The 24494-nt window shown below is 68.3% G+C and carries 24 protein-coding genes and 1 pseudogene; 15 read left to right on the forward strand and 10 right to left on the reverse strand.

The window, feature by feature from the left end; genetic code table 11:
- Positions 1 to 13 precede the first annotated feature (13 nt).
- Genes ACFLIM_RS35715 through ACFLIM_RS35730 form a run of 4 tightly spaced genes read left to right on the forward strand, consistent with a single transcriptional unit; the run spans position 14 to position 3486 of the window.
- Complete coding sequence (locus tag ACFLIM_RS35715) at positions 14 to 1297, forward strand: aromatic ring-hydroxylating dioxygenase subunit alpha (RefSeq protein ID WP_393172793.1); 1284 nt, start codon at positions 14 to 16, stop codon at positions 1295 to 1297.
- A gap of 19 nt (positions 1298 to 1316) precedes the next feature.
- The gene (locus ACFLIM_RS35720; RefSeq protein ID WP_393172794.1) at positions 1317 to 1796 is read left to right on the forward strand and encodes a hypothetical protein; all 480 of its coding nucleotides are present in this window, start codon (positions 1317 to 1319) and stop codon (positions 1794 to 1796) included.
- Positions 1793 to 2623, forward strand: a complete 831-nt coding sequence (locus ACFLIM_RS35725) for a 3-methyl-2-oxobutanoate hydroxymethyltransferase (protein WP_393172795.1) — start codon at positions 1793 to 1795, stop codon at positions 2621 to 2623. The genes ACFLIM_RS35720 and ACFLIM_RS35725 overlap by 4 nt, the downstream gene beginning before the upstream one ends.
- A gap of 8 nt (positions 2624 to 2631) precedes the next feature.
- Positions 2632 to 3486, forward strand: coding sequence for an alpha/beta fold hydrolase (locus tag ACFLIM_RS35730; RefSeq protein ID WP_393172796.1), 855 nt, complete (start codon positions 2632 to 2634; stop codon positions 3484 to 3486).
- Here ACFLIM_RS35730 and ACFLIM_RS35735 read toward each other — a convergent pair whose 3' ends face one another.
- Positions 3487 to 3921: an RpiB/LacA/LacB family sugar-phosphate isomerase gene (locus ACFLIM_RS35735; protein ID WP_393172797.1), complete on the reverse strand. Its 435-nt coding sequence runs from the start codon at positions 3919 to 3921 to the stop codon at positions 3487 to 3489.
- A gap of 12 nt (positions 3922 to 3933) precedes the next feature.
- Positions 3934 to 4866 (reverse strand): hypothetical protein, encoded by a 933-nt coding sequence (locus tag ACFLIM_RS35740; RefSeq protein WP_393172798.1) that lies wholly within the window; start codon positions 4864 to 4866, stop codon positions 3934 to 3936.
- A gap of 46 nt (positions 4867 to 4912) precedes the next feature.
- On the opposite strand from ACFLIM_RS35740, the gene ACFLIM_RS35745 reads away from it, so the two are divergent.
- From ACFLIM_RS35745 to ACFLIM_RS35765, 5 genes are read left to right on the forward strand one after another with little or no spacing between them, the layout of a single operon-like run.
- Positions 4913 to 6058 (forward strand): zinc-dependent alcohol dehydrogenase, encoded by a 1146-nt coding sequence (locus tag ACFLIM_RS35745; protein ID WP_393172799.1) that lies wholly within the window; start codon positions 4913 to 4915, stop codon positions 6056 to 6058.
- Entirely contained in the window at positions 6055 to 6759 is a 705-nt protein-coding gene (locus tag ACFLIM_RS35750) for a 4-carboxy-4-hydroxy-2-oxoadipate aldolase/oxaloacetate decarboxylase (protein WP_393172800.1), read from the forward strand. The genes ACFLIM_RS35745 and ACFLIM_RS35750 overlap by 4 nt, the downstream gene beginning before the upstream one ends.
- Entirely contained in the window at positions 6756 to 7760 is a 1005-nt protein-coding gene (locus ACFLIM_RS35755) for an amidohydrolase family protein (protein ID WP_393172801.1), read from the forward strand. Before ACFLIM_RS35750 ends, ACFLIM_RS35755 begins: the two co-directional genes overlap by 4 nt.
- A 1-nt stretch (position 7761) precedes the next feature.
- Positions 7762 to 8748: an ABC transporter substrate-binding protein gene (locus tag ACFLIM_RS35760; RefSeq protein WP_393172802.1), complete on the forward strand. Its 987-nt coding sequence runs from the start codon at positions 7762 to 7764 to the stop codon at positions 8746 to 8748.
- Complete coding sequence (locus ACFLIM_RS35765) at positions 8745 to 9482, forward strand: class II aldolase/adducin family protein (protein WP_393172803.1); 738 nt, start codon at positions 8745 to 8747, stop codon at positions 9480 to 9482. Before ACFLIM_RS35760 ends, ACFLIM_RS35765 begins: the two co-directional genes overlap by 4 nt.
- Positions 9483 to 9657: 175 nt before the next feature.
- Here ACFLIM_RS35765 and ACFLIM_RS35770 read toward each other — a convergent pair.
- Positions 9658 to 9840, reverse strand: a pseudogene (locus tag ACFLIM_RS35770) (FAD-dependent oxidoreductase); the annotation flags it as partial.
- A gap of 121 nt (positions 9841 to 9961) precedes the next feature.
- Between ACFLIM_RS35770 and ACFLIM_RS35775 the strand changes: the two are divergent.
- From ACFLIM_RS35775 to ACFLIM_RS35795, 5 genes are all read left to right on the forward strand, one after another.
- Positions 9962 to 10225, forward strand: a complete 264-nt coding sequence (locus ACFLIM_RS35775; protein WP_393172804.1) for a hypothetical protein — start codon at positions 9962 to 9964, stop codon at positions 10223 to 10225.
- 60 nt (positions 10226 to 10285) lie between these two features.
- Complete coding sequence (locus ACFLIM_RS35780) at positions 10286 to 11281, forward strand: cupin domain-containing protein (RefSeq protein ID WP_393172805.1); 996 nt, start codon at positions 10286 to 10288, stop codon at positions 11279 to 11281.
- A gap of 635 nt (positions 11282 to 11916) precedes the next feature.
- On the forward strand, positions 11917 to 13419 hold the full coding sequence (locus tag ACFLIM_RS35785) for an NAD(P)/FAD-dependent oxidoreductase (protein WP_393172806.1): 1503 nt from the start codon (positions 11917 to 11919) through the stop codon (positions 13417 to 13419).
- 427 nt (positions 13420 to 13846) lie between these two features.
- Positions 13847 to 14032, forward strand: coding sequence for a hypothetical protein (locus ACFLIM_RS35790; RefSeq protein WP_393172807.1), 186 nt, complete (start codon positions 13847 to 13849; stop codon positions 14030 to 14032).
- A complete protein-coding gene (locus ACFLIM_RS35795; protein WP_393172808.1) occupies positions 14029 to 14766 on the forward strand; it encodes a phosphoglyceromutase in 738 nt (245 codons plus the stop codon). The genes ACFLIM_RS35790 and ACFLIM_RS35795 overlap by 4 nt, the downstream gene beginning before the upstream one ends.
- Positions 14767 to 14814: 48 nt before the next feature.
- On the opposite strand, the gene ACFLIM_RS35800 is transcribed toward ACFLIM_RS35795, so the two are convergent.
- The 6 genes from ACFLIM_RS35800 to ACFLIM_RS35825 form a co-directional block, all read right to left on the reverse strand.
- Positions 14815 to 16101, reverse strand: coding sequence for an MFS transporter (locus tag ACFLIM_RS35800; RefSeq protein WP_393172809.1), 1287 nt, complete (start codon positions 16099 to 16101; stop codon positions 14815 to 14817).
- A gap of 92 nt (positions 16102 to 16193) precedes the next feature.
- Entirely contained in the window at positions 16194 to 17345 is a 1152-nt protein-coding gene (locus tag ACFLIM_RS35805) for an ABC transporter ATP-binding protein (RefSeq protein ID WP_393172810.1), read from the reverse strand.
- Positions 17346 to 17371: 26 nt separating this feature from the next.
- Complete coding sequence (locus ACFLIM_RS35810) at positions 17372 to 19099, reverse strand: ABC transporter permease (protein ID WP_393172811.1); 1728 nt, start codon at positions 19097 to 19099, stop codon at positions 17372 to 17374.
- Positions 19100 to 19183: 84 nt separating this feature from the next.
- On the reverse strand, positions 19184 to 20332 hold the full coding sequence (locus tag ACFLIM_RS35815) for an ABC transporter substrate-binding protein (RefSeq protein ID WP_393172812.1): 1149 nt from the start codon (positions 20330 to 20332) through the stop codon (positions 19184 to 19186).
- Positions 20329 to 21360, reverse strand: a complete 1032-nt coding sequence (locus ACFLIM_RS35820; RefSeq protein ID WP_393172813.1) for an ABC transporter substrate-binding protein — start codon at positions 21358 to 21360, stop codon at positions 20329 to 20331. The genes ACFLIM_RS35815 and ACFLIM_RS35820 overlap by 4 nt, the downstream gene beginning before the upstream one ends.
- A gap of 179 nt (positions 21361 to 21539) precedes the next feature.
- On the reverse strand, positions 21540 to 21668 hold the full coding sequence (locus tag ACFLIM_RS35825) for a hypothetical protein (protein ID WP_393172814.1): 129 nt from the start codon (positions 21666 to 21668) through the stop codon (positions 21540 to 21542).
- Between the two features lie 425 nt (positions 21669 to 22093).
- On the opposite strand from ACFLIM_RS35825, the gene ACFLIM_RS35830 reads away from it, so the two are divergent.
- On the forward strand, positions 22094 to 23347 hold the full coding sequence (locus ACFLIM_RS35830; protein ID WP_393172815.1) for an MFS transporter: 1254 nt from the start codon (positions 22094 to 22096) through the stop codon (positions 23345 to 23347).
- Positions 23348 to 23627: 280 nt separating this feature from the next.
- On the opposite strand, the gene ACFLIM_RS35835 is transcribed toward ACFLIM_RS35830, so the two are convergent.
- Entirely contained in the window at positions 23628 to 24365 is a 738-nt protein-coding gene (locus ACFLIM_RS35835; RefSeq protein ID WP_393172816.1) for a FadR/GntR family transcriptional regulator, read from the reverse strand.
- Positions 24366 to 24494 lie beyond the last annotated feature (129 nt).

Here is a 24494-nt window from a genome sequence, read left to right on the forward strand (position 1 = left end):
GAAAGGACCACATATGCTGCGCACCGAGATCAACGAGCTGCTGACCCAGACCGGACCGGGCACCCCGATGGGCGACCTGTTCCGCCGCTACTGGCAGCCGGTGTTGCTGGCGGAGGAGCTCTCGGCGAACGACTGTCCGCCGGTCCGCGTCAAGGTCCTCTCGGAGCGGCTGATCGCCTTCCGCGACTCCGAGGGCCGCTACGGCCTGATGGACGAGTTCTGCGCCCACCGCGGTGTCTCGCTCTGGTTCGGCCGCAACGAGGAAGGGGGCCTGCGCTGCCCCTATCACGGCTGGAAGTACGATTACACCGGCCAGGCTATCGAGGTGCCCAGCGAGCCCGAGACCAGCAACTTCTGCGCCAACGTGAAGCTGAAGTCCTATCCCATGATCAAGCGCGGCGACGTGCTGTGGGCCTACCTCGGCGACCCGGACAAGCGGCCGCCGCTGCCGGAGTGGGAGTTCATCACCGTGCCGGAGGGGCAGGCGTACACCTCCAAGCGGTTGCAGGAGTGCAACTGGCTGCAGGCCCTCGAGGGCGGCATCGACTCCAGCCACGTCACCTTCCTGCACTCCGGCAGCCTCGACAGCGACCCGCTGTTCAAGGGGTCGAGGGGCAACGCCTACAACAAGGGCGACCTCAAGCCGTTCTTCGAGGTCGTCGACTACGAGGGCGGCCTGCTGATCGGCGCCCGGCGCAACGCCGAGGAGGGCCACTACTACTGGCGGGTGACGCCGTGGGTGCTGCCCAACTTCACGATGGTGCCGCCGCGCGGCGACCACCCGATGCACGGCCACTTCTGGGTGCCGATCGACGACGAGAACTGCTGGGCCTGGAGCTTCGACTACCACCCGACCCGCCCGCTCACCGAGGCCGAGGCCGCGGCCATGCGCGCCGGCATGGGCGTCCACAGCGCGAATGACGAGAACTACCGTCCGCTCGCCAACAAGGACAACGACTACCTGATGGACCGCGAGGCCCAGCGCCGCGGCGAGACGTACTCCGGGATCAAGGGCATCGCCCTCCAGGACGCCTCGCTGCAGGAGTCGATGGGCCCGATCGTCGACCGCACCAAGGAGCGCCTGGTCGCCACCGACGCCGGCATCATCAAGGCACGTCAGAAGCTCCGCAAGGCGGCGCTGGCGCTCGCGCAGGAGGGCGCCGAGCCGGTCGGCAACCGCACACAGGACCAGAAGGTGCGCTCCGTCGCCATCGTGCTGCCGGCCGACCAGTCGTTCGTCGAAGGCATCGGCGAGGCCATGGTCGCCAAGCCTGGCGTCCCGCAGACCACCGTCTGATATCCCGAGGAGTACGCCGATGACACAATCCCGCCTGGTCAGTAGCTGCGCTCGCGCGGCGACCGCCGAGGAGGCGGCCTTCCGGATCGACTATCCCCTGGCTGCCGCCCGGAACACCCGGGTGGTGGCACTGGACGCCGCGGCCGGGGAGATCGTACGCCAGGCGGCGCAGATGCAGTGGGCGCAGGCGAGGTTCTACTCGGCCGTCGACCCGGGGCACAGCCTCGTCACCATGTCCGGTGAGACGGTGCCGCTCGTCGGGGAGCTGGAGGACAGCAACACCCTCGTCTTCGTCTCCACCAATGGTGAGAACACCGAGGCTGCCGCGACCATCGGTGCGGCCTGCAAGGTTCGCGGCATCATGACGGCGGGCCTGGCCGTCACGCCGGGGCAGTTGACCAGTGAGGCGCTGTTCGCGCTCCGGCCCTATGCCCGCATCCTGCTGGTCCCCGCCGAGGCGGACGACCTCTTCGAGCTGCTCAGGGCGACCCGCGCATGAGCGCCGCGGCCGCTCCCGGCAAGGTGACCGTTCCGTCGCTGCAGGCGATGAAGGCCGCCGGCGAGAAGAGCGTGTGCCTCGTCGCCTGGGACTACCAGATGGCGCGTATCGCCGACCGGGTCGGCGTCGAGATCGTCTCGGTCGGCGACACCGTCGGGGTGAACCTCTGGGGTCAGCCGCATCCGCTGGAGATCACCATGGAGGAGATGCTCGTCGTCGCGAAGGCGGTGCGGCGAGGCGTCAGCCGCGCGCTGCTGAGCTGTGACTTCCCGTTCGGCCCGCTTCAGCAGGGCCAGGCCGGCGCCGTCCGCGCCGCTATCCGGCTGGTCAAGGAGGCCGGCGTCGACCTGGTCAAGCTCGACGGCGCCGCGGACTTCCCCGAGGCCGTGGAAGCGGTGACCCGCGCCGGCATCCCTGTCTTCGCGCAGTTCGGGATCACCCCGCAGACCGCGCTCAAGTACGGCATCGAGTACTCGGCGGCCAGTTCCGTGCAAGTTCCCGAGGAGATACTGGACGAACTGGTCGGCGAGGCGAGGCGGCTGGAGTCGGCCGGCGCCGTCGCGCTCAACTTCACCAACTCCGGTCCCGTCGTCGGGCCCGCCGTGGTCGAGGCGGTGGCGATCCCCGTGCTGGGCGGCTTCGGCGGCGGGCCGTGGCTCGACGGCCGGATCAGGATGACGACCGCGGCGCTCGGATACTCGGCCGACAACCTCGACAGGGAGCCGGACACCTACCTCAACGTCGCCCGGCTCGCCTACGACGCGCTCAGCCAGTGCGCGGCCGACATCCGCGCCGGTCGGCAGATCCGCGGCGGCATCAAGATCTAGGAGCCTCCATGCCCTTCGTCGACCTCGACGGCATCCGTACCCGCTACGAGACAGTGGGTGAGGGTCCGGCGCTGCTGATGTTCAGCCCGGGCGGCTTCGACTCCGGCCTGGAGAACTGGACCAGCTTCGGCCGCTACCGGGACCTGGGCTTCGTCGACGCGTTCGCACCGCACTACACCTGCGTGGTCTTCGACCGGCGGGAGGCCGCCCAGTCGGGCGGCAAGGTCGAGCGGCTCACCTGGGAGAAGTACGTCGGCCAGGCCCTCGGGCTGCTCGACCACCTCGGCATCGACTCCGCCCACACGATGGGGGGCTGCGTGGGCTGCTCGACGGCTGCCGCGCTCGCCGTCGAGGCCCCGGACCGGGTCCGCGGCATGGTGCTCTTCTCCCCCGCCGGCGGGCCCCGCTACCGGATGGCCCAGCACCGCCGCTTCGTGCGGCACCTCGCGTTCGTCGCCGAGCAGGGGCTGGGCGCGGTCGTCGAGCTGGCCCGCGCCACGACGGCCGGCTTCAGCAAGGACCCGCGCGTCGGTCCGTGGGCGGCTCCGCTGCGCACCGACGAGGTGTTCGCCGCAGCCTACGCCGCCCTTGACCAGGCCCGCTACGACCTGATCGTGACGGGCAGTGTGCGCGGGCTTTTCGACCGCGACACCGTCCCGGGTGTGGAGCCGGAGGAGCTGATGGCGCTCGACGTGCCGACGCTGATCGTGCCCGGCCAGGACGCCTCGCACGCGCCCTCGGCCGCGCGCTACCTCGAGGAGTGCCTGCCCGTCCACGAGTACTGGGACGTTCCGGTGGTCGAGCAGACGGCGGAGACGGCACCGGCCCGCATCCTGGAGTTCCTCCGGTCCCACGACAGATGATCAGCCCTGCTGTTCGAGTGCGCTGATCTGCGCCACGCGGGCCGCGTGCACGCCGCCCTTGAAGGGCGTGCCGAGCCACAGCGCGAGCAGTTCCTCGGCCTCGTCGTCGCCGAGGACCTTGGTGCCGAGCACCATCACGTTGGCATCGTTGTTGCCACGGGAGATCTCGACCGCGAAGCGGCTGTAGGCCAGCCCGGCGCGCACGCCGCGCATCTTATTGCAGGCGATCACCTCGCCCTGGCCGCTTCCGCCGATGACGATGCCGAGGTCGTCGTGTCCCGCGGCCACCCGCCGCCCGACCTCGGCGCACAGCGGCGGATAGTCGACGATGTCGGTCGTGTGGGCACCGACGTCGTCGACGAGGTGGCCGCGCGCCATGAGCCAGCCAGCCAGCCGGCTCTTGAGCAGGACGCCGTTGTGGTCGGCCGCGATCACGACTCGCATGTCTCAGCCCGCCAGGTCGAGGGTGGAGGGCGCGAAGAGGTCTTCGAGCCGGACCGGCGCGGCGAGGATGTGCTGCCGCACGGCGTGGCCCATGAGCTCCTCCAGGACGGCCCGGTTGGGCTCGAGCCCGTACGGCAACGGGTCCGCGCCGGTCTCGGCCAGCACGCGGGCGTACATCCGGTCGCTGGCGTTCTCCACCGTCCCGGAGCGGAGCCGCTCGACGTAGCGTCGCTTGGACTCGGCGAAGGCCTCGAAGACGGCGGCGGCGATCCTGGGCTCGGCGGCCAGGACGTCGTCCTTGACGACGACGAGATGGTTGATCGGGTAGAGGCCGCGCTCGCGCAGGGCGGCGAAGCCGGCCTGCCCGGGGTTGGCGATGAGCGGCGTGACGTCCGGGTCGTCCGTGTCGACGCCGATCACCGCGTCCAGCTCACCCGCCTTCAGCAGGTCGATCAGGGTACGGCCCGAGGGGGCCGAGACGACGTTCGCGGGCTGGCGGTAGTCGGCGACGTGTTCGTCACCGGAGCGCACCCACGTGACCGAGTCGAGGTCGAGCCCGCCCTCGGTGTCCAGGATCGCCCGGCCCCAGACGCCCGTGGTGACCGTGTAGCCGCGGTTGACGCCGACCCGCCGGCCGGTCAGCTGCTTGGCACCGGTGATCGAGCCGTCGCGGCGCACCAGGATCGCGCCGTGGTGGAAGCCGCGGACCAGGAAGACCGGCAGCGCGGTGAAGCGGACGCCGTGCTCGCGGGCGCACAGGTAGGTCGTCAGCGCCATCTCGCTGACGTCATACGCCAGGTTGCGGACCATCTTGCGGAAGCCCTGGACGAGGACCGCCTCCTGGGCGAGCTCGAGCGGGAAGCCCTGGGGGACGACGCTCCCGTCGATGACGGCTCGGTTGTTACCCTGGGCTCGGGTGAGAGTTACGTAGCGCACCGGCCTATGGTACTAATGGCATTACCATTTGGCCATAAGGAGAGCTATGAGCGAAACGGTGCGCGCGGCGGTGCGCGTCGCGCCCGGCACGACCGAGATGCAGGAGTTCCCTCTCCCGCCGATCGACGAGGATTCGGCCCTGTTGCAGGTGGAGGTCGCAGGCATCTGCGGCACCGACGTGAAGATGTACGCCAGCCCGCCGAGCATGATCCACGGCCGGGTGATCATGGGCCACGAGAACGTCGGCGTGATCGCCCAGGCCGGCGCCCGGTTCAAGGAGCGACACGGCCTGGGCGAGGGCGACCGGGTCTTCGTCGAGCACTATGTCGGCTGCTTCACCTGCGAGTGGTGTCGCATCGGCGAATACCGCCACTGCGAGGCCACCGACTGGCGCACCAACCCCGACGCGCGCCGCTACGGCTACACCTCGGCGGAGAACCCGGGCACCCTGTGGGGCGGTTTCGGTGAGTATATGTACCTGCCCTGGAACGCCGTGCTCCACCGTGTGCCCGAAACCGTCACCGCTGAGCTCGCCGGTCTCGTCACTCCGCTGTCGAACGGGATCGAGTGGGCGCTGCGGGCGGCCGGAGTGGGCTACAGCGACACCGTGCTGATCCAGGGCCCGGGCCAGCAGGGCCTCTCCCAGGTGGTGGCCTGCAAGCAGGCCGGCGCCTCGCGGATCATCGTCAGCGGCACCACCCGTGACAAGGCGCGGCTCGACCTGGCCCGCGAGCTCGGCGCCGACGACGTCATCGACATCCTGCAGCAGGACCCGCTGGAGAAGGTCATGGACCTCACCGGCGGCCGTGGGGTCGACTTCGTGCTCGACTGCACCTCGCGCGCCGGGACCGGACCCGTGCTGCTCGGGATCGACGCGCTGGTACGGCGGGAGGGCACGCTCCTCATCCAGGGCGAGCTGGCCGCCTTCCCCGACTTCCCGGTCAAGAAGCTGACCGAGAAGGCGATCACCATCAAGAGCGCTCGCGGTCACTCGTTCAAGGCATGTGAGCTCGCCCTCGACCAGCTCGCCTCCCGCCGCTTCCCGCTGGAGAAGCTGGCCACCCACCGCTACGGCATCGACCAGGTCGACCACGCCATCCGCGTGCTGGCCGGCGAGACCGCGCAGGACGCGATCCACATCTCGCTCATGCCCGAGCTGATCGGCCAGGCCGGCGGGGCGGTGACGCGTTGAACGGCATCGTCGTCACCGATCCGCCGCGCACGCCGGCCGACCTGCGCGACGGCCTCGGCGAGTACGGCGTCGCCACGATCCATGAGGCGCAGGGCCGCACCGGGCTGCTGGCGTCCTCCATCTCCCCGGTCTACCGCGGCACCCGCATCTCCGGCACGGCGGTCACGGTCAGCGTGCCGCCCTGCGACAACTGGATGATCCACGTCGCCGTCGAGCAGTGCCGGCCCGGCGACGTCCTCGTGGTGGCCCCGACCTCGCCGTCGGATGCCGGCTACTTCGGCGACCTGCTCGCGACCTCGCTCAAGGCCCGCGGGGTGCGCGGCCTGGTGATCGACGCCGGCGTGCGTGACGCCGCCGAGCTCGAGGCGATGGGCTTCCCTGCCTGGTCGAAGTGCGTCTCGGCCGAGGGCACCGTCAAGGAGACCCTCGGCGCGGTCAACGTACCGGTCGTGTGCGCCGGGCGGCTGGTCGAGCCCGGTGACGTGATCGTCGCCGACGACGACGGCGTCGTGGTGGTCCGCCGGGCCGAGGCGGCGACCGTGCTCGCGGCCTCGAAGGCGCGCGAGGAGAAGGAGGCGCGCTCGCGCCGGCGGTACGCCGCCGGCGAGCTCGGCCTGGACGTGAACGCTATGCGCGAGCGGCTCGAGCGCGAGGGGCTGCGCTACGTCGACCACGAGACCTACCGGAGGGAGCAGGGATGATCATCGACGTCCACGGCCACTACACCACCGCACCCCCCGCGCTCCAGGCCTTCCGCGAAGCCCAGCTCGCCGGTGGCGAGGCCGTACCGGCCCCGATCTCCGACGACCGGCTGCGGGAGAGCGTCGCGGGCAACCAGCTGCGCATCCTGGGCGAGCGCGGCGGGGACGTGATGCTGTTGTCTCCCAGGGCCTCCGGCATGGAGCACCACGTTCCCGACCCCGCGGTGGCCGATGCCTGGGCACGCGCGTCCAACGACCTGGTCCACCGGGTCTCCGAGCTCTATCCCCAGCACTTCCACCCGGTCGCGCAGCTGCCGCAGACGCCCGACGGCAACCTCGACGGCGTGATCGCGGAGCTGCGCCGTGTGGTCGAGGAGCTGGGCTTCGTCGGCTGCAACCTCAACCCCGACCCGTCCGGCACCTGGTCCGGGCTGCCGCTGACCGACGAGTCGTGGTTCCCGGTCTACGAGGTGCTGCAGGAGCTGGACGTCCCTGCCATGGTGCACGTCTCGACCGCGTGCAACCCGAACTTCCACACCCTCGGCGCGCACTACCTCAACGCCGACACGAGCGTCTTCGTCCAGCTGCTGCAGAGCGACCTCTTCCGGCGGTTCCCCGGCCTGCGCTTCGTCATCCCGCACGGCGGAGGCGCGGTCCCCTACCACTGGGGCCGCTACCGGGGACTGGCGATCCGCTACGGCTGGCAGGATCCCGCCGAGCTGCTCGGCAACATCTTCTTCGACACCGCGGTCTACCACCAGGCCGGGATCGACTTGCTGACCCGCGTCGTACCGGTGGCGAACGTGCTCTTCGCCTCGGAGATGCTCGGCGCGGTACGCGGCGCGGACCCCGAGACCGGCATCGCGTGGGACGACACGCTGAGGTACGTCGAGGCCGCGGGCCTGTCCCCCGCCGAACTGGCGGCCGTCTGTGAGGCGAACGCGCGGCGGGTCTACCCGCGGCTGGCGACCCGGCTCGAGCGCGTCGCGATGGGAGCCTGACATGGGCCGGCTGGCGCTGACACTCGCCTGTGGCGACTACGACCGCACCCGTGCCCTCGAGGACGGCAGCATCCGCCCTGACGGCATCGATCTGACCTACTTGCGGCTTCCAGTCGAGGAGACCTTCTTCCGGATGCTGCGGCACCGCGAGTTCGACGTGGCGGAGATGTCGCTGTCGACGTACGTCGCCACCCTCGACGCGGAGACACCGCCGTTCGTGGCGCTGCCCGTCTTCACCTCACGGATGTTCCGGCACGGCGGCATCTACCTCAACGCCGACGCCGGCATCGACAAGCCATCCGACCTGTGCGGCAAGCGCGTCGGCAACCCAGAGTTCCAGCTGACCGCGGGGGTGTGGATCCGCGGCATCCTCGCCGAGCATCACGGCGTGCCCCTCGACTCGGTCACCTACGTCTCCGGCGGCCAGGAGTCGCCGGGACGCATCGAGAAGGGCCGGGTCGAGACACCGTTCCGGATGGAGACGGCGCCGCCCGGCCGGACCCTGGCCGACATGCTCGCGAACGGCGAGATCGACGCGCTCTACACCCCTCGCGTGCCGAGCCCCTTCCAGCGGCGGGACCCTCGTGTCAAGCGGCTCTTCCCCGACGTCGTCGGGGCGGAACGTGCCTACTTCGCCGCGACGGGGATCTTCCCGATCATGCACGTCGTCGTCATCCGCCGCGACGTCTACGAACGGCACCGCTGGGTGGCGCAGTCGCTCTACAAGGCCTTCGTGGCCGCGCGCGACGACGCCTACGGACGGATCTACGATTCCTCCGCGCTGCGCTTCATGACACCGTGGCTGATCCAGGAGATCGAGCAGGCCCGTGACCTGCTCGGCGCCGACTACTGGTCGTACGGCGTGCAGGCGAACCAGCACGTGCTGGCTACGTTCCTGCGCTATCACCATGAGCAGGGCCTGTCCCGCCGGCTTCGCGAGCCGGAGGCGATCTTCGCCCCGGAGAGCCTGGAAGCGTTCGTCATATGATGGCCGACGAACTCGACGAGCTGCGCAGGACAGTGGCCCTCGGCTGCCGCATCGTGGCGGCGGCCGGGCTGACCACGCCGCTGCTCGGGCACATCAGCCTGCGCGTCGGCCCGGACCGGGTCCTGGTCCGCTGCCGCGGCCCTCAGGAGCGCGGCCTGCTCTTCACCACCGTGTCCGACGTCCGGCTCGTCTCCCTCGACGACGAGGGCGACGTCGGCGACGGCTACCGGCTGCCCAACGAGTATCCGATCCACGCCGAGATCCTGCGCGCACGCCCGGACATCGCCTCCGTGCTGCACGCCCATCCCCGCTCGGCCCTTCTCGGCGGGCTCGCGGAGGTGCCGATCCGCCCGATCTTCGGCGCCTACGACATCCCGGCGTTCCGGCTGGCCGACGGCGGCGTGCCCGTCTACCCCCATGCCGGCCTGGTCCGCACCGCCGCCGCGGGCGGAGAGCTCGCCCGCGCCCTCGGCGGGTCCGCTGTCGTTCTGCTCCGCGGCCACGGTGTCGCAACGGTCGGCCAGGATGTACCACAGGTGCTGAGCCGTCTGCTCGCGCTCGACGAGCTGCTGCGGATCAGCGTCGAGCTGGCCCGGCTGGGTGCCGCGCCGTCCGCGGTGACCGAACAGGACCGTGAGCACCTGCCCGATCTCGGTGCGGCGTTCAACGAACAGTTGCTGTGGCGCCACCACGTGGGGCTCCTGGAGCTGCAGGGTCTCGCGGACGTCGGCTGACGCGCGGGCCTTCAGGCGACCGCGGTCGAGGTCGAGCGGCTTATCAGGTCCTTGAGGGAGACCAACTCGTCACCGACCCGGTCGGGCGGCAGCGTGCCCCCATCGCCGAGCACCTTGCGCACGACCATGTAGTCACGGGGCGCAGCGAGGCGGCGGCGACCTGCGCCTGTGACCCGGCGTTCTGCACCGACTCGATCCGCACCTGGCCCTGCCGGGTCAGCGGATGGGGAAGAACGGTGCAGTCGCCGGCGGCGACGATCGCCGGGTTGCTGGTCCTCGCGTCGGCGTCGACGACGATGCCGCGGTCCACCCGCAGCCCCAGCTGCTCGGCGAGCTCGGTGCGAGGCTCCAGGCCGATGCCCGCCGCGAGTACGCGACGACTCGATCGTCGCCGACGCCGGTGACAACGGCCATTGCGGCTACCGGTAGGAAGGTAATACCATTGACCCTAATAAGGTCGGACCTCGCGAGAGGAGGAGATGGATACGCACGCGTTCGAAGTCAAGGTTTCGGTCGTCGGCGCCGGCCCCGTGAGGCGTTTCGGCGCGTACTACGCCGGCTTCCGGACTCCGGCAACGGGGACCACGGACTCGTCGCCGGAGTCCGGGGGGCGGATCAGCGTGATGCACCCGGAGCACATGAGCCACATCATCGCGGACCTCCTCGGGCCGACCCCCACCGGGCAAGAACTCCTCGGTCGTGGGCTGGAGCACTTCGCGGGGGCCGAATCGAAGCAACCGTGACACGGGTACCGGTGGCACACCGGCGCCCGAGCAGGACGATGACCGAAAATAGGAGGACCCATGGGCAAGAGCGGACGAGTGTTCGTGCGCGGACTGACCTCGCAGACGTACGGCCTCGGAGACTTCCGGCGCCGCCAATTGGCAGTCGAGCGGGTACGTGACGACAGCGTCGTCGTGGACGACGCGAAGGTCGGGCACTCGGGCGACAGCGCGAAGAGCCGGACCTGGTGGCGGATCGGTCCGGGCGACGAGGACTTCCTCACCCAGACGATCCAGGTGCACTTCGTGGAGCTTCCCCCGGAGTCGTCGAATCACGGCCACGGGCACCAGAACGAGGCCGCCTTCTACATCTTGGAGGGCCGGGGCTATGAGATCCACGACGACCAGCGCTATGACTGGAACAAGGACGACCTGGTCTTCGTGCACACCGACTCCGTGCACCGGCACTTCAACCCGTACCAGGAGCGGGCCGTCGCCCTCGTGGTGAAGGCGAAGTGCACGTGGATGTTCATGGGGCTCATCCAGCAGGGGCGGTCGGGGCCGGTCGAGGAGGAGGACCGGTTCGGTCCCCGTGAGGACTGGTCGCGCATCTGGACGCCGGGAGTCCTGGACCGCAAGAAGGTGATCTCTCCCGCGGACACGACCTGGCAGCAGACCCCGCTCGGGCGGGTCCGCGTCATGTCCTCGCCGGAGCGTACGGACGCCCGCATCTTCAGCGTGGACGCCTTCGAGCTGGACATCCCCGCAGGTGGCCACAGCGGCAAGTACTGGAAGATGGCCGACGAGGTCTACTACGTGCTCGACGGCGACGGGTACGCGCTCCAGTGGGAGGTCGAGGCGGAGATTGCGGAGAAGTACTACGCGAGGATCGCCCTTGAGCCGAAGCGCTATGACATCAGGCGGGGCGACACGCTCTATGTCCCGCAGAATCACGTCTGCCAGATCTTCGCGGCGGACGGGACCCCGTTGCGTCTGTTCAACGCCCAGAACCGCGTCTTCAAGCACCTCGGCTACGACACCGTCCACTACTTGGAGCCGGCCTCGAATGCGATGTAGTGACCTCGCGGACGAAGGGCGCCTCACTCCGGCACCCGGAGCGAGGCGGTCACGTCGGCGCCGACGGTGACCGTCCTGCCACACAGGGTGGGACGCGGGACGCCGCCGGGATCCGGACAGCAACTCCAGAACGCTCTCGCCCGCGGCGATCTCGCGCCTGAGGATTCACCGTGTGGTGACCCGTCCAACCCCTCCATGCCCGCGAACATCGAGGCGGGACGGTGCCGCCGCTCATGATGGCGATGAACGGTCACTACCGGAGGCTCCCCGGGGCAGTACGGCGACACAGTAAAGACGACCTTCGACCAGCTGGCCGGCGGGTTAACGGATCACCATGTGAGCTGAGCTGATCGTGCTGTCGGCCCGGCCTCTGTTCCGCGACGCCCCGCGTTGTGCGTAGCGGACGGTCGCGGAGCAGATCCGGGCCTGACGGCCGTCGGCTCGGGCCCGACGCAGCCGTCCACGCGCCGCACCGCCCGCTCGGGCCGGGTGGCCGGCCGGCAGCCGGCGTCATCGGCACGCCCGGATGCCGCCTGGAGATCTTCTCCCGCCAGGCCGCGGCGCTCGATGTCGGCACCGCGATCCGAGTGGTAACCCAGCGCTTGGCGCGATCGCCCCCATGTCCAGATTCGGACATGGGGCGAGTCCGCGATCCGGACGACCCCGGTGCATCAGGACGAAGTCGGCGGGACACTTTGGGGCTTGATGGTTTAATGGTATTACCTAAATTCAGGAGAGGATTCCATGTCACGCAGGGACCAGCGGTGTCGCCCCTGGCGGGCTCAAGATGCCCGGCCATCTCCACAGAGGCCGCCGTTCCGACCCGACTTCCGGAGGGCCTGATGAGCAAGGGGACGCTGATCATCGGTGGCAGCCAGGCCGGTCTGCAAGTGGCCGTGTCACTGCGGCAGCTCGGCGACACCTCGCCGATCACCCTGGTCGGCGAGGAGGAACACCCGCCGTACCAGCGGCCGCCCCTTTCGAAAGAGTTCCTCGCCGGCGAGGCGGAGCTCGACTCACTGGTGTTCCGCACGCCCGGCTTCTACGCCGACTTCGGAATCGACCTGGTATGCGGTGAGCGGGTATGCGAGGTGAGCCTGTCCCCATCGGGCCCTCCGGGGCCAGGAGTCGCGATGACCACGAGCGGGCGCGAACTGCCCTTCGATCGGCTGGCGTTGACCGTGGGAGCGGGCGCCAGACGGCTCCCCGTGCCCGGCGCCGACCTCGACGGGATCTGCTACCTGCGCGAATACAACGATGCCGCCGACCTGCGGATGCGGCTCGCGACCGCCACCAACGTCGTCGTCGTCGGCGGCGGGTTCATCGGCCTGGAGGTGGCTTCGGCGGCCCGCGCCCTTGGCCGATCCGTCACGGTGGTCGAGGCCGCGGAACGACTGATGGCACGGTCGGTGGGACCGGTGGTCTCGGAGTTCTACCGTCGGGCGCACCTGCGCCGCGGCGTCGACGTCCGGCTCTCGTCCGTGGTGTCCGGGTTCCAGGGTGAACGCGACAGGGTCACCAGCGTCAAGCTGTCCGACGGCACGCATCTGCCGGCCGATCTGGTCCTGATCGGGGTCGGCGTCCTCCCTCGCACCGAACTCCCCGAACAGCTAGGACTCGTGTGCGACCAAGGCATTGTCGTCGATGCCCATGCCCGCACCAGCGACCCCTCGATCGTCGCCGCCGGCGACTGCACCGTGCAACCGCATCCGATCACCGGGGAGGGGCGGGTACGGATCGAATCGGTTCACAACGCCGTGGCCCAGGCTAAGGTGGCGGCCGCGACGTTGCTCGGCCGGGTCGACAACGTGATATCGGTACCGTGGTTCTGGTCCTATCAGGGTGACCTCAAGTTGCAGATCGCCGGTCTCACCACCGGTTACGACAGCCAGGTCGTGCGCGGTGATCCGGATGACGGGCAGTTCTCGGTCCTGTACTACCGAGACGACCGGCTGCTGGCCATTGACGCCGTCAACCGTCCAGCCGACTACATGGCCGTACGCAAGGCCCTCAGCCAGAAAGCGACCATCGCTCCCGACCGCGCCGGCGATCCTGCCATTCCCCTGAAATCCCTCGTCAACGCCGGCGGCTCATCGAGCGGAACCGTGAAGGGGATCGGCGAACCGCTAAGTGCGTGATCGCACCAATTCAATCGGCGCGTCCCGCGCAGGGAGTTGAATGCGGCGGTAACTGTTCCTGTGCCACCTGCCACGTGCGGGTGAGCGCGGAGTTCGCACCGGCCCGTTGAGTCCTCCCAATGACATGCAATGGGGGTCTCGGAGCGACGCAGCACCAGTCGTCTCTCGTGCCAGATGCGCATTGCGGAGGCCCTCGACGGTCTGACCGTGGAGATCCCCCCGGAACAGCCATGACACCCGGACCCGGCAGGACCGCGGACCCGGGTCGCGGATCCGATACCGCCAGTTCGGCACCGGTCCATCACATGAGGGGGAAACGGCCGTGCTAAGGGAAGGACATCAACGAGCCTTTGACGCAGACCGGTCCAGGGACGCCGATGGGCGAAATGTTCCGCACCGGGTAGTCCCGCGGACAACAGGTAGACCCATGTCCCGGCCGCATCTCACCTTCGCCTGCGGCGACTACGACCGCACGCGGCGCGTGCCGAGCCCGTTCGCCGCCCGCGACCCTCGTGTGCGGCGGGTGTTCACCGACGTCGTCCTGCGGTTCATGCTTCCCTGGCTGACCGGTCATCTGATGACGCACCGGCCCAGAATGCGGAAGCCACGATGAGACTGGTCCTGCTTCGGCACGGCGAGAGCGAGTGGAACTCCAAGAACCTGTTCACGGGGTGGGTCGATGTCGACCTGACGCCGTTCGGTGAGGAGCAGGCACGGCAGGGTGGGCGACTACTGCACCAGGCCGGACTGCTGCCGACCGTGGTGCACACCTCCCTGCTCACACGCGCGGTGCGCACCGGGAACCTTGCGCTGGAGGCGGCCGGTCGGGTCTGGATCCCGGCCCGCAGGCACTGGCGGCTCAACGAGCGGCATTACGGCGCACTGCAAGGCAAGGAGAAAAGGACGATTCTCCAAGAGTACGGCGAGGAGCGGTTCCGGCTCTGGCGCCGGTCGTACGACGTGCCGCCGCCGGACGACCCGGACGACGAGTGGCACGTGCGGAACGACCCGCGCTACGCCGGGCTGCCCCGCGACCTCGTGCCGCGGGCCGAGTCACTCGCCGACGTCGTCGCCCGCCTGCTGCCCTACTGGTACGACGTCATCGCTCCTGACCTGCGCGCCGGGTATACGGTGCTTGTCGTGGCGCACAGCAACTCGCTGCGGGCACTCGTCGCGCACCTCGACCGCCTCGACCGTGAGGAGGTCATGGCGCTGAACATCCCAACCGGCATTCCCCTGCGCTATGACCTCGACGACAATCTGGAGCCGGTCCTGCGCGGTGGCCGCTACCTTGACCCGGAGGCGGCCGCTGTGGGTGCCCTGGCGGTGGCGGACCAAGGGCGTTGAGCCGAACTCGGGGGCGAGCTCGTCATGCGACGCTCCCGACCTTGACGGTCATGTCCCCGGTGTGGAGCGCCGCTTCTCTTCGGGATTTTCGTCGGACGACTCCGCCACCCCCTCCTCATCGGCCTCCACGATTCCGGTGTAGGACCGCACCACGCCGCCCCGCAGCCATGACCACCCGGCGACGACCATCGGACCCAGCCCTCCGATGGTGAGTGCCGCCACGGGTCCGATCACACCGGCCACCGCCCCGACGACGACGTCGCCGATCGCCGGACCTCCCCGCGAAGACATCTGGTAGAAGGCGGTGACCCGGCCCCGGATCTCGTCCGGGGTGTCGATCTGGACCGCGGCATGCCGGATCGTGGTCGCCATGGCGTCAAAGGCGCCGAGGAGCAGGGCGGCGAGCACGGCCAGGAGGAAGACCGGCAAGTGCGCCAGCAGAATGGCGGAGATGCCGTAGAGGACCGTGGAAACCAGCAGGACCCGGCCCTGCCTTTGACTTCGCTGCACCGTACGGAAGACCGCATATGTCGCGATCAACGCACCGGCGGACGGGGCACCGGACAGCACTCCGTATCCGGTCGCGCCGACGTGCAGCACATCCAGCGCGAGCGCCGGTAGCAGAACGCGATAGGCGCTGAACACGGTCGCCGACAGGTCGAGCAGCATGAGGTTGTAGATGAGCGGCCGGTGGGCGATGTACTTGGCGCCCTCGGCGATCGATCCCAGTATCGAGCGGCGCTCCGCAGCCGGCTCCAGCTTGGAGATCCGAAGCGTGGCGAGCACTCCGACCAGCACCGCGTAGGTCGCCGCGTCGATGACGTACATCAGTCCGGGCCCGGCCAGGCTGATGAGCACGCCGGACAGGAGCGGGCCCACCAGCACGGCCAGCTCCCGCGACGGGTTGAGCAGCGCGACCGCCTGCCCGATCTGGTTCTTCGGCACCAGAGCGGGAATCAGCGCCTGCCTGGCCGGCTGGTCGAAAGTCGCCGCGGCTGTTGTGAGCACCACGGAGATCACGACGTGCCAGGCCTCGGCCTGGCCGATCAGCGTCAGCCAGGAGAGCGCAACGGCGACGAGCAACGCGACGGCCTGCGCGGCCTGGAGCAGACGGCGCCGGTCCAGGCGGTCGGCGAATGCCCCGCCCAGCGGACTGAGGACAAGCAGCGCGACCGCCTGCGCGCCGCCGACCAGCCCGGTGTAGGCGACAGAGCCGGTGAGCTGGTAGACCTGGTAGAAATTCGCCGCCACGGTGCCGCGGGTGCCAATCTGGGACAGGACGACCCCTGCCCAGTACAGCGTGAAGTCGCGGTTCCGTAGGATCGCGGGTATCACGCGGTGTCTCCCACCTTTCTGATCACGCACTCCTGTTCACGCCGAAGGCCCGGAGAGCGCCGGGCCCTCCGATTCACTGATCGGAGGTACGGTCAGTCGACGGGGACGAGCACGAGCTTGGCGGGATCCATCCGCAGATAGACCTGGGTCCCGGGTTCTATCGAGGTCGAGGGGTTCCCGCGGGTCCGCAGCTCGTGCTTGCCGACCCCCACCACGTGGTCGAGGCTGTCTCCGAGGTAGGCACGGGTCAGGACCGTACCCTTCCACTCGTTGGGCACCTCGCCCGCCCGGGAGGTGGTGCCGACCTCCACCGCTTCAGGCCTCACGGACACGATCACGTCGGTGCCCAGGGGGAGGGTCATGGCAGAGTCGAGTGCGAGCTGCCCGTCGATGGTGTTGACGGTGTATCGATCACCATCCTTGGCCACCACGTTGCCGGACAGGAAGTTCGACGTACCGATGAACTCGGCGACGAACCTGCAGTTGGGGTTCTCATAGATGTCGCGGGGACGGCCGAGCTGCACGATGTTGCCGTCCCGCATCACCGCGATCGCGTTGTTGAGGGCCAGGGCCTCGACCTGGTCATGCGTCACGTACACCGAGGTGATGCCGAGCTCGCGCTGCACCCTCTTCAGCTCGTAGCGCAGTGACTCCCGCAGTTTCGCGTCGAGGTTGGACAGTGGTTCGTCGAGCAGCAGGAGCGGGGGTTCGATGACGAGTGCCCGGGCGAGGGCGAGCCGTTGCTGCTGGCCACCGGACAGTTTGGTGGCCTGGCGGTCGGCCAGGGTGCCGAGCTCCATCGTCTCGAGCACGCGCATCACCCGCTCGGAGATCTCCTTACGGCCCAGCCGGTCGCCGCGCTTCTTCACCTGCAGGGGGAAGGCGACGTTGTCGAAGACCGACATGTGCGGCCAGATGGCATAGGACTGGAAGACCATGCCCAGTCCCCGCTCATTCGCGGGAACGTTCACCGATTTCTTCCCCTCGTTGGTGGAGAAGAGGAGACGATCGCCGACTTCGATGGTCCCCGAGTCAGGGCGTTCCAGCCCGGCGATCGAGCGCAGCGTCGTCGTCTTGCCGCAACCCGAGGGTCCGAGCAAGGTGAACAGCTGACCGTTCTCGACGTTGAAGCTGACGTCGTTGACCGCGAACACCCGGGCCTCCTGTGCCGAGGACGCGCGCGAGTCACGCCGGCGGCGGCGCTCTCCGTCGAAGGTCTTGACGAGGTTGTTGATGCGGAGCACCTGTCCTCCTGATAAGAGCCCGTTGTTCAGTCCTGCCGGAGCCCGACCTTGGCGCCGAGCTTGTAGGCGATGATGACGAGCACGGCCAGGGTGAGCACCATGACGACACCGAGTGCCGCCAGGACGGTGAACTGGCCGTTCTCGTACTGCTCGAAGATGAGAATGGAGAGGACCTCGTTGCCGGGGCTGTAGAGCAGGATCGAGCTCGACAGCTCGCGGAACGAGACCACGAGGATGTAGATCCACCCGGCCAGGAGGCCGGGCGAGAGGAGCGGCAGGAGCACCCTGCGGAACGTCTGCCACCAGCTCGCCCCGCTCACCTGTGCGGACTCCTCCAGCTCCGAGGAGATCTGGTGCATCGAGGTGACCGCGTAGCGCATGCCGTACGGCATGTAGCGGGTGCAGTAGGCGATCAACAGGATGAAGATCGTGCCGTAGATCGGGACAGGGCTGCGCAGGTACACGAACGAAAGCGCGAGCCCAAGTACCAGACCGGGGATCACGAGCGGGACGAACGAGAAGTGGTCCACGAGTTGCCGCCCGGGAATGCGCGAGCGCACGACTATCCAGGCGCCGACCGCCATAAGGATCATGACGAGCGTTGCCGACCCCAGACCGAGCGCGAGGGAGTTCTTCAGTGCTGTCATCGCGTCGGAGAGGTCGAAGAGCTGGCGATAGTTGTCCAGGGACATCGACGCGAAGGCGTCGGCCGACGGCGCCTGGTAGAACTTCAGCAGGGACGTGTAGAGCAGCACCAGCAGCGGCCCGACGACGGTGAGGAAGAAGTACAGCACGATGGCGCCGCCCATGACCGGCCGCCACTTGCCCAGCTCCATCGGACGGGGACGGAACCCCTTGCCGGTCACCGTCTGGTAGGTCTTGCCCGCCCTGCCGACCAGGTTGGAGATCGCGACGCCGATCAACGCGAGCACCAGTAGGCCCACCGCCAGCGCGCCGGCCGCGGCGAGGTCCGGCGGGTAGGAGCGCAGAACGAAGTAGATGCGGCTGGTGAAGACGTAGATCCCGTTCTGCAGGCCGAGCAGGGCGGGAACTTCGAAGCTTTCCAGGCTGCGCACGACCATGATGAGCACCGCGGCGACGATCGCCGGGCGCGTCAGCGGCACGGTGACCCTGCGGAAGACCTGCCACCTGCTGGCCCCGGACATCAGGGCCGACTCCTCCAGCGAGGGGTCCATCGAGCGGAAGGCGGCGACCATGAGGAGGAACACGATGGGAGAAAGGTGCAGTCCCTCGACCCAGACCATCCCCCACACGGTGAAGACGTCGAAGAACCCGGGGCCGAAGATCGGTTCGACAACCTTGTTGAGCAGGCCGATGTCCGGGCTCGCCAGGAAGATCCACGCGATGGTGTACAGAATCCCCGGGATGATCAACGGAATGATCGAGGCGGCGAAGAACAACCCCTTGAACGGGACGTCCGTCCGCACGTTGAGGTAGGCAAGCGCGGTGCCGACGCACAGCGACAGTACGGCCGAGCCGACCGCGAACCACAACGAGTTCCCAATCATGCCGCCGACGCGCGGGTCACCGTATGCACGGGCGAAGCCGCCGAGGGTGAAGCCGTTGGCATCGAAGAAGGTGCCCCAGATCAGGTAGTAAAGGGGCACAAGCGCGAGATAGCCGATCAAGCCGGCGACCACGGCAATGATGATTATTTTAGGGGTCCCCAACCGGCGCAGCCATCCGAGCGTGGCTCCCTTGCGGGCAGGGACGGCGGGAGATGCCGTGGTCACGCCCTCACCTCTTTCTGAACCAGTCTGCGATGACCGAGGGCGCGGCGGCACCACCGACACCGGTGCCGCCGCGCGATCGGTGACTCAATTTCCGTCGACCTGCTCACCGTTGGAGATGACCTGGTCATATCGCTTGTTCCACTCGTCGCCGTTCTTCGTCAGCTCTTCGACATCGATCGGGATGATCTCCACGCCCTTGAGGGGGTCGTCGCCCTCCACGATGGCCGGGGTGAGCCCCCGCTTTGACAGGACCGCCTGGCCTTCCTGGAGCAGCCAGTCCGCGAACAACATCGCCGCGGCCGGATGCTTGGCCGTCTTCATCAGCCCGACGCCGTTGGGCCGGGCGATGACCGGCTCGACGTAGGGCAGGTAATCGACGGGCGCGCCCGCGGACTTGGACTGCTGGACGATGTAGGAGTAGTTGGAGGCGGCGACCGAGAACTGGCCGGCCGACAACAACTGGCCCTGCACGGTGTGGCCCTTGACGATCTTCGCGCCCCTGGCCATGCCGTCGAAGATCTTGTTGATCTCGTCGTCGCTCTTGCCCTGCTTCTTCCAGTACCCGTAGAGGGTGAGGTACCAGTCGGAGTCGCTGAGCTCCATGGCCAGCTTGCCGTCCCACTTGGGGTCGGCGAGATCCTCCCAGGTCTTCGGCTCCTGCCCCTTGGGCACGAGTTTGGTGTTCCAGCTCGGCGCGAACAGGTTGAACCGCGTCGCCGTCCATCCCTGGAGCCGCCCTGCCTCGGGGACCAGGCGGCGCCGCTCACCGTCGTAATTGGCGAGAACGCCCTCGTTGTTCAGGTCGAACATCTCGGTCGCGTTAGTCTCGACCACGTCGTTGCCCTGGTAGTTGGCCTTCTGCTCCTGCACGACTCGCTGCAGCACCGTCTCCGACCCGGCGCGGTACAGGTTCACCGTGACGTCGAACTGGCCCTCGAACGCCTTCAGGACCGCGTCGGCCACATCGCTCGTCATGGACGTGTAGAGGTCGAGCGTGCCTTCCTTCTCGGCCAGCGGGACGAGCTTGTCGCGCCGCTGCTGACCGGTCATTCCGTTGACCTCGGTGTAGAGCTTCTCCGCTGCGGTAGGCCCGCCGCCGGTCGCGGCTTGTGGTGCGGTGGCCGTGGGCAAGCCTCCGCAGCCTGAGAGCAGGAGTACGAGTGCGGACCCTGAGGCCAGCGCGCGCTTCGCGGGCCTGCCTCTGCGGTGGCCCGACAGGGGGGCGATGTTCACTTGACCTCCCGGCCTGACTGGACGATCTCTTCGTAGAGCGCGTCCCACTTCTTGGGGTTGTCGAGCATTTCCTTCTCGGGCACGGAAATCGTCGTGAGTCCGGCCAGAGGATCGTTCGCCGTGGGGATCGACCCGACCCGGAAAGACTCGTGCATGATCTTCTGCCCCTCACTGAGCTCGTAGTCGACGAACAACATCGCCGCGGCCGGGTGCGGCGCCGTCTTCATCAGGGCCACGCCGTTGGGCCGTACCACGATGGGCTGCACCGGAGTCCCCGAGGCCGGATGCCAGCTCACCGGGGCGCCCTGGTCGGCGGCCTTGTCGATCGTGTGGCTGTAGGAGGAGGCAGTCACCGCGAACTGCCCGGCCGAGAGCAGTTCACCCTGCGCCGTGTGCCCCTTGGCGATCTTCGCGTTGGCGACGACCCGGTTGAACAGGTCGCGGACCTCGGCGTCCGTCTTGCCCTGGTCGAGGTAGTACTTGTACATGGCGGCGAACCAGTCGACGTCGCCGACCTCCAGGGAGACGCGCCCCTTCCACTTCGGGTCGGCAAGCTGCTCGAACGTCTTCGGCTCCTCGCCGGGCTTCACCTTGGTGGTGTTCCAGCCGACCACGAACACGTTGAACCGGGTAGCGGTCCAGCCATCCGCCTGGCCCTCCTTGCGTACGGCGGCGCGCAGCGCGCCTTCGTACGGATAGAGCATCTTCTGGTCGGCCATGACGTTGAGCTCGCCGGCGTTCGTCTCGACAAGATCGTTGCCGTTGTAGTTCGCCTGCTGCTCCTGCATCACGCGCTGAAGCACCGACTCTGAGTTCCCGCGGTAGACCTTCACCTCGATCGGGTAGGTCTTCTCGAATCCCTCGATAACCTTGTCCAGGTCGGTGTTTGAGGTGTAGATCGAAAGCGTGCCGTCTTGTTTCGCGAGGTCAAGGAGGGTTTTGGTCCGTTCGTCACCGGTGAGCCCGTTGATGCGGTCGTAAACCTCCTGAGCTTTCACGCTGGACTTGTCGGCCCCGTCGGCCGGCATGGGCCCTCCAGCTGTCGGCGAGGCGCCACAGGCTCCTAGGAGGAGAACGGCGGCGGCCACCGCCACCGATCCGAAGAATTTCTGGTGTTGCATGGATGCTCTCCCGCGAGCTCGGCGGGGCGGTGTGAGCACCGACCCGGCGATGATGCACTTTTGTTCTCCCCCGCGAGAAATAGTGCTCAGATCACGCCCGTCTCGATCTGGCCCAGGTTGGAGTGCTGGCGCCACGGATCATGTGCGGCGATCTCCGGCCCGTCCCGGTTCCCCGTCTCGCCGGCGAGAGCTCCAGCCAGATGGTCATCGCACATTTTGCCTCCTTTGAGCGAATTACCCTGAAGTACACACCCGGTCGGACTAAAGGTCTAACCCTTTGGCCACAGTTTTACCGGACCGTTACACGGTGGACAAGTCCCGGAGCAGTTCCCCGGATAGAGGTCCGGCCGTCTCTCATGTTGAGATCGCGCGGGCCGCTCAGACGAGCGGGGCGCCGTGTCGACCCCCGGCCGGCGCGACTGCGCCGGTCAGACCCCTGGGGGGCACGCGAAGTGCCGCGGCGACTGTCGTCGACATTCGGGCCCTTCGTTGTCAGGCGACCCGCGTCCCCGAGGGCCGTGAAACTGGAATATCCCTTCAAGACGGCAACAGTCCAGGGCAAGTCATAACAATTACCCCAAGCCGCTCCCTTAAGGATCTTAAGGTAATACCATTAGCCTGATCTAGGGAAGGGGTCTCCATGGGCTCGGCAGATGACACGTTCCTCGCCCGCGTCCGCACCGCGCACCGGCGTGTCTTCCGCTCGCTCACCGTGCCCAACTACCGACGCTTCTTCACCGGTCACGCGATGAGCGTGATCGGAACCTGGATGCAGCGGGTGGCACAGGACTGGCTCGTGCTCGAACTGACGGACTCGCCCGTCGCGCTCGGCATCTCGACCGCGCTGCAGTTCCTGCCCACCCTCATGTTCGGCCTGTGGGGAGGTGTCCTCGTCGACCGGCTCGACCGGCGCCGCACGATCATGGCGACGCAGGCGGCCAGTGCCGTCCTCGCGGCCGCCCTCGCGGTGCTCGTGCTGGGCAACCTGGTGCAGCTCTGGATGGTCTACGCGCTCGCCCTCGGGCTCGGCCTGGTCACCGTCCTCGACGTGCCCGCGCGGCAGGCCTTCGTCACCGAGATGGTCAGCCCGGAGAACTATGTGAACGCGCAGGCCCTGAACTCGACGGTGCACAACGCCGGCCGCCTCGTCGGCCCGGCGATCGCCGGAGTCCTGATCGCGACCGTCGACGTCGGAGCGGCGTTCGCGGTCAACGCGCTGTCGTTCGTGGCGGTCCTGGTCGGGCTCGCGCGCATGAATCCGCGGGAGCTGCACCGGGTTCCGGCCCTTCCCCGAGCCAAGGGCCAGGCCAGGCAGGCCCTGCGATATGTATGGGAGCACCCGGAGCTACGCATGTGCCTGTTTCTCGTAGCCGTGGTCGCGCTGCTCGGCCAGAACTTTCGCGTTGTGTTCCCTCTGCTCGCCCGCGAGACCTTCGGCGGAGGCGCCGAGATCTACGGCTGGCTCACCTCCGCCCTCGGAGTGGGGGCGGTGCTCGGTGCCCTCGCGAGCGCCGCGCGCGTGGACGCCACCACGTGGTCCCTGCTGTTATGGACGTTCGCCTTCGCCGGCGTGAACGTCGCCGTCGCGGCCGCTCCCGTGCTCGGCCTGGCGATGGCGGCGGTCGTCGCCCTCGGTATCGCGAACATCTGCTTCAACACGCTCGCCCGCACGCTGTTGCAGATCAGGGCGGATCCTACGATGCAGGGGCGGGTGATCGCCCTGCACAGCCTGTTATTTCTCGGCAGCACTCCGCTGGGAGCCCCGATCACGGGGTGGGTGTGCGAGCAGTGGGGAGCACGCACCGGACTCCTGCTGGCCGGGATCCCGGCAGGGCTCGCAGCGCTCGCGGTGTTGCCGTGGTTGCGGAAGGTGCGCGCCCTGCGCGAGGAGTGACCTCCCGGTCAGTCGATCGTGAGATCCGCTGGCCGCAGCCTGGCGACATTGCGCCTGCCGAAAATCCCCTCCATGCAGTTCCCCGGGTGCAGGATGACGGTGGTGTCCTTTACGCGCCTCGACGATCTCGTCCAAATCGCAGATGGCACCGGTGCGGACCGCCTGGGCCTCGAAGAGCTCTGTCTCGTCGCCCAGCGGAGGGTAGAAGGGTTGCCCCCGTCCACTCATGATTACCAACGGCCGCCGGTGCCGGCCCCGTTTCGCCGTACTCGCGGGCTGGTCACCCGTCGTGCCCCACACGGCGAGCCGTTCGCTCGAGGTGGCGGGTCATCACCTCGCGAGCCGCCGCCTGGTCGCGATCCTTGATGGCGTAGGTGAGCGCCCGGTGCTCGTCGGTCCCTTGGTGTCCCATCGGCGCGTCGACGTGCGACTCCTGCAATGACATCAGCAGAGGACCGTGGAAGCTCTGGACCAGCATCTCGATGGCGGGGTTGTGCGTGCACGCCGCCACCCGGGTGTGGAACGCGGCCGACATCTCGATCGCGTATTCGCCCTTCTCGACGGCCTGCCGGCTCTCCTCGACCATGGTGAGCAGATCGGCGATGTCCTCCTCAGTCGCTCGTTCGACGACCAGGGAAAGGATGCCCAGTTCCACGATGATGCGCGCCTCGGTGATGTTCGCCGCCGTCAGGGGCGTCAGCGAGATGAGGTCGGCGAGTCCGGCACCGAGGCGCTCCGCCGAAGGCGAGGTCAGGAAGGCGCCGCCGTGCGAACCGACTTTGATCGTGACGAGCCCGCCGGCCTCCAGCACGCGCAGGGCCTCACGCACGGTCACCCGGCTGACGCCGAAACGCTGACACAACTCGCGTTCGCTGGGCAGGCGATCGCCAGAACTCAGCCGCCCGTCACGGATGAGAAGCTTGATCTGGTCGACGATGACCTGCGAGACACGGTCGACGTTGACACGGCTGAAGAGTTCCGACGGGTCGGCGCTGCTCCCGGATCTCGTTGTCTCCATGTAGCTAATGGTATGACATCTCCACCATGACCTCGGAGCGGGGACCTGCGCGGCGTGTGGGCCGCGGCTCGACGGGCAACGCCTGGTGCAGGCGCAACCAGGCGGCGATGCCCACGGTGCTCGCACCTG

Source organism: Nonomuraea marmarensis, assembly GCF_043197025.1.
Lineage (GTDB): Bacteria > Actinomycetota > Actinomycetes > Streptosporangiales > Streptosporangiaceae > Nonomuraea > Nonomuraea marmarensis.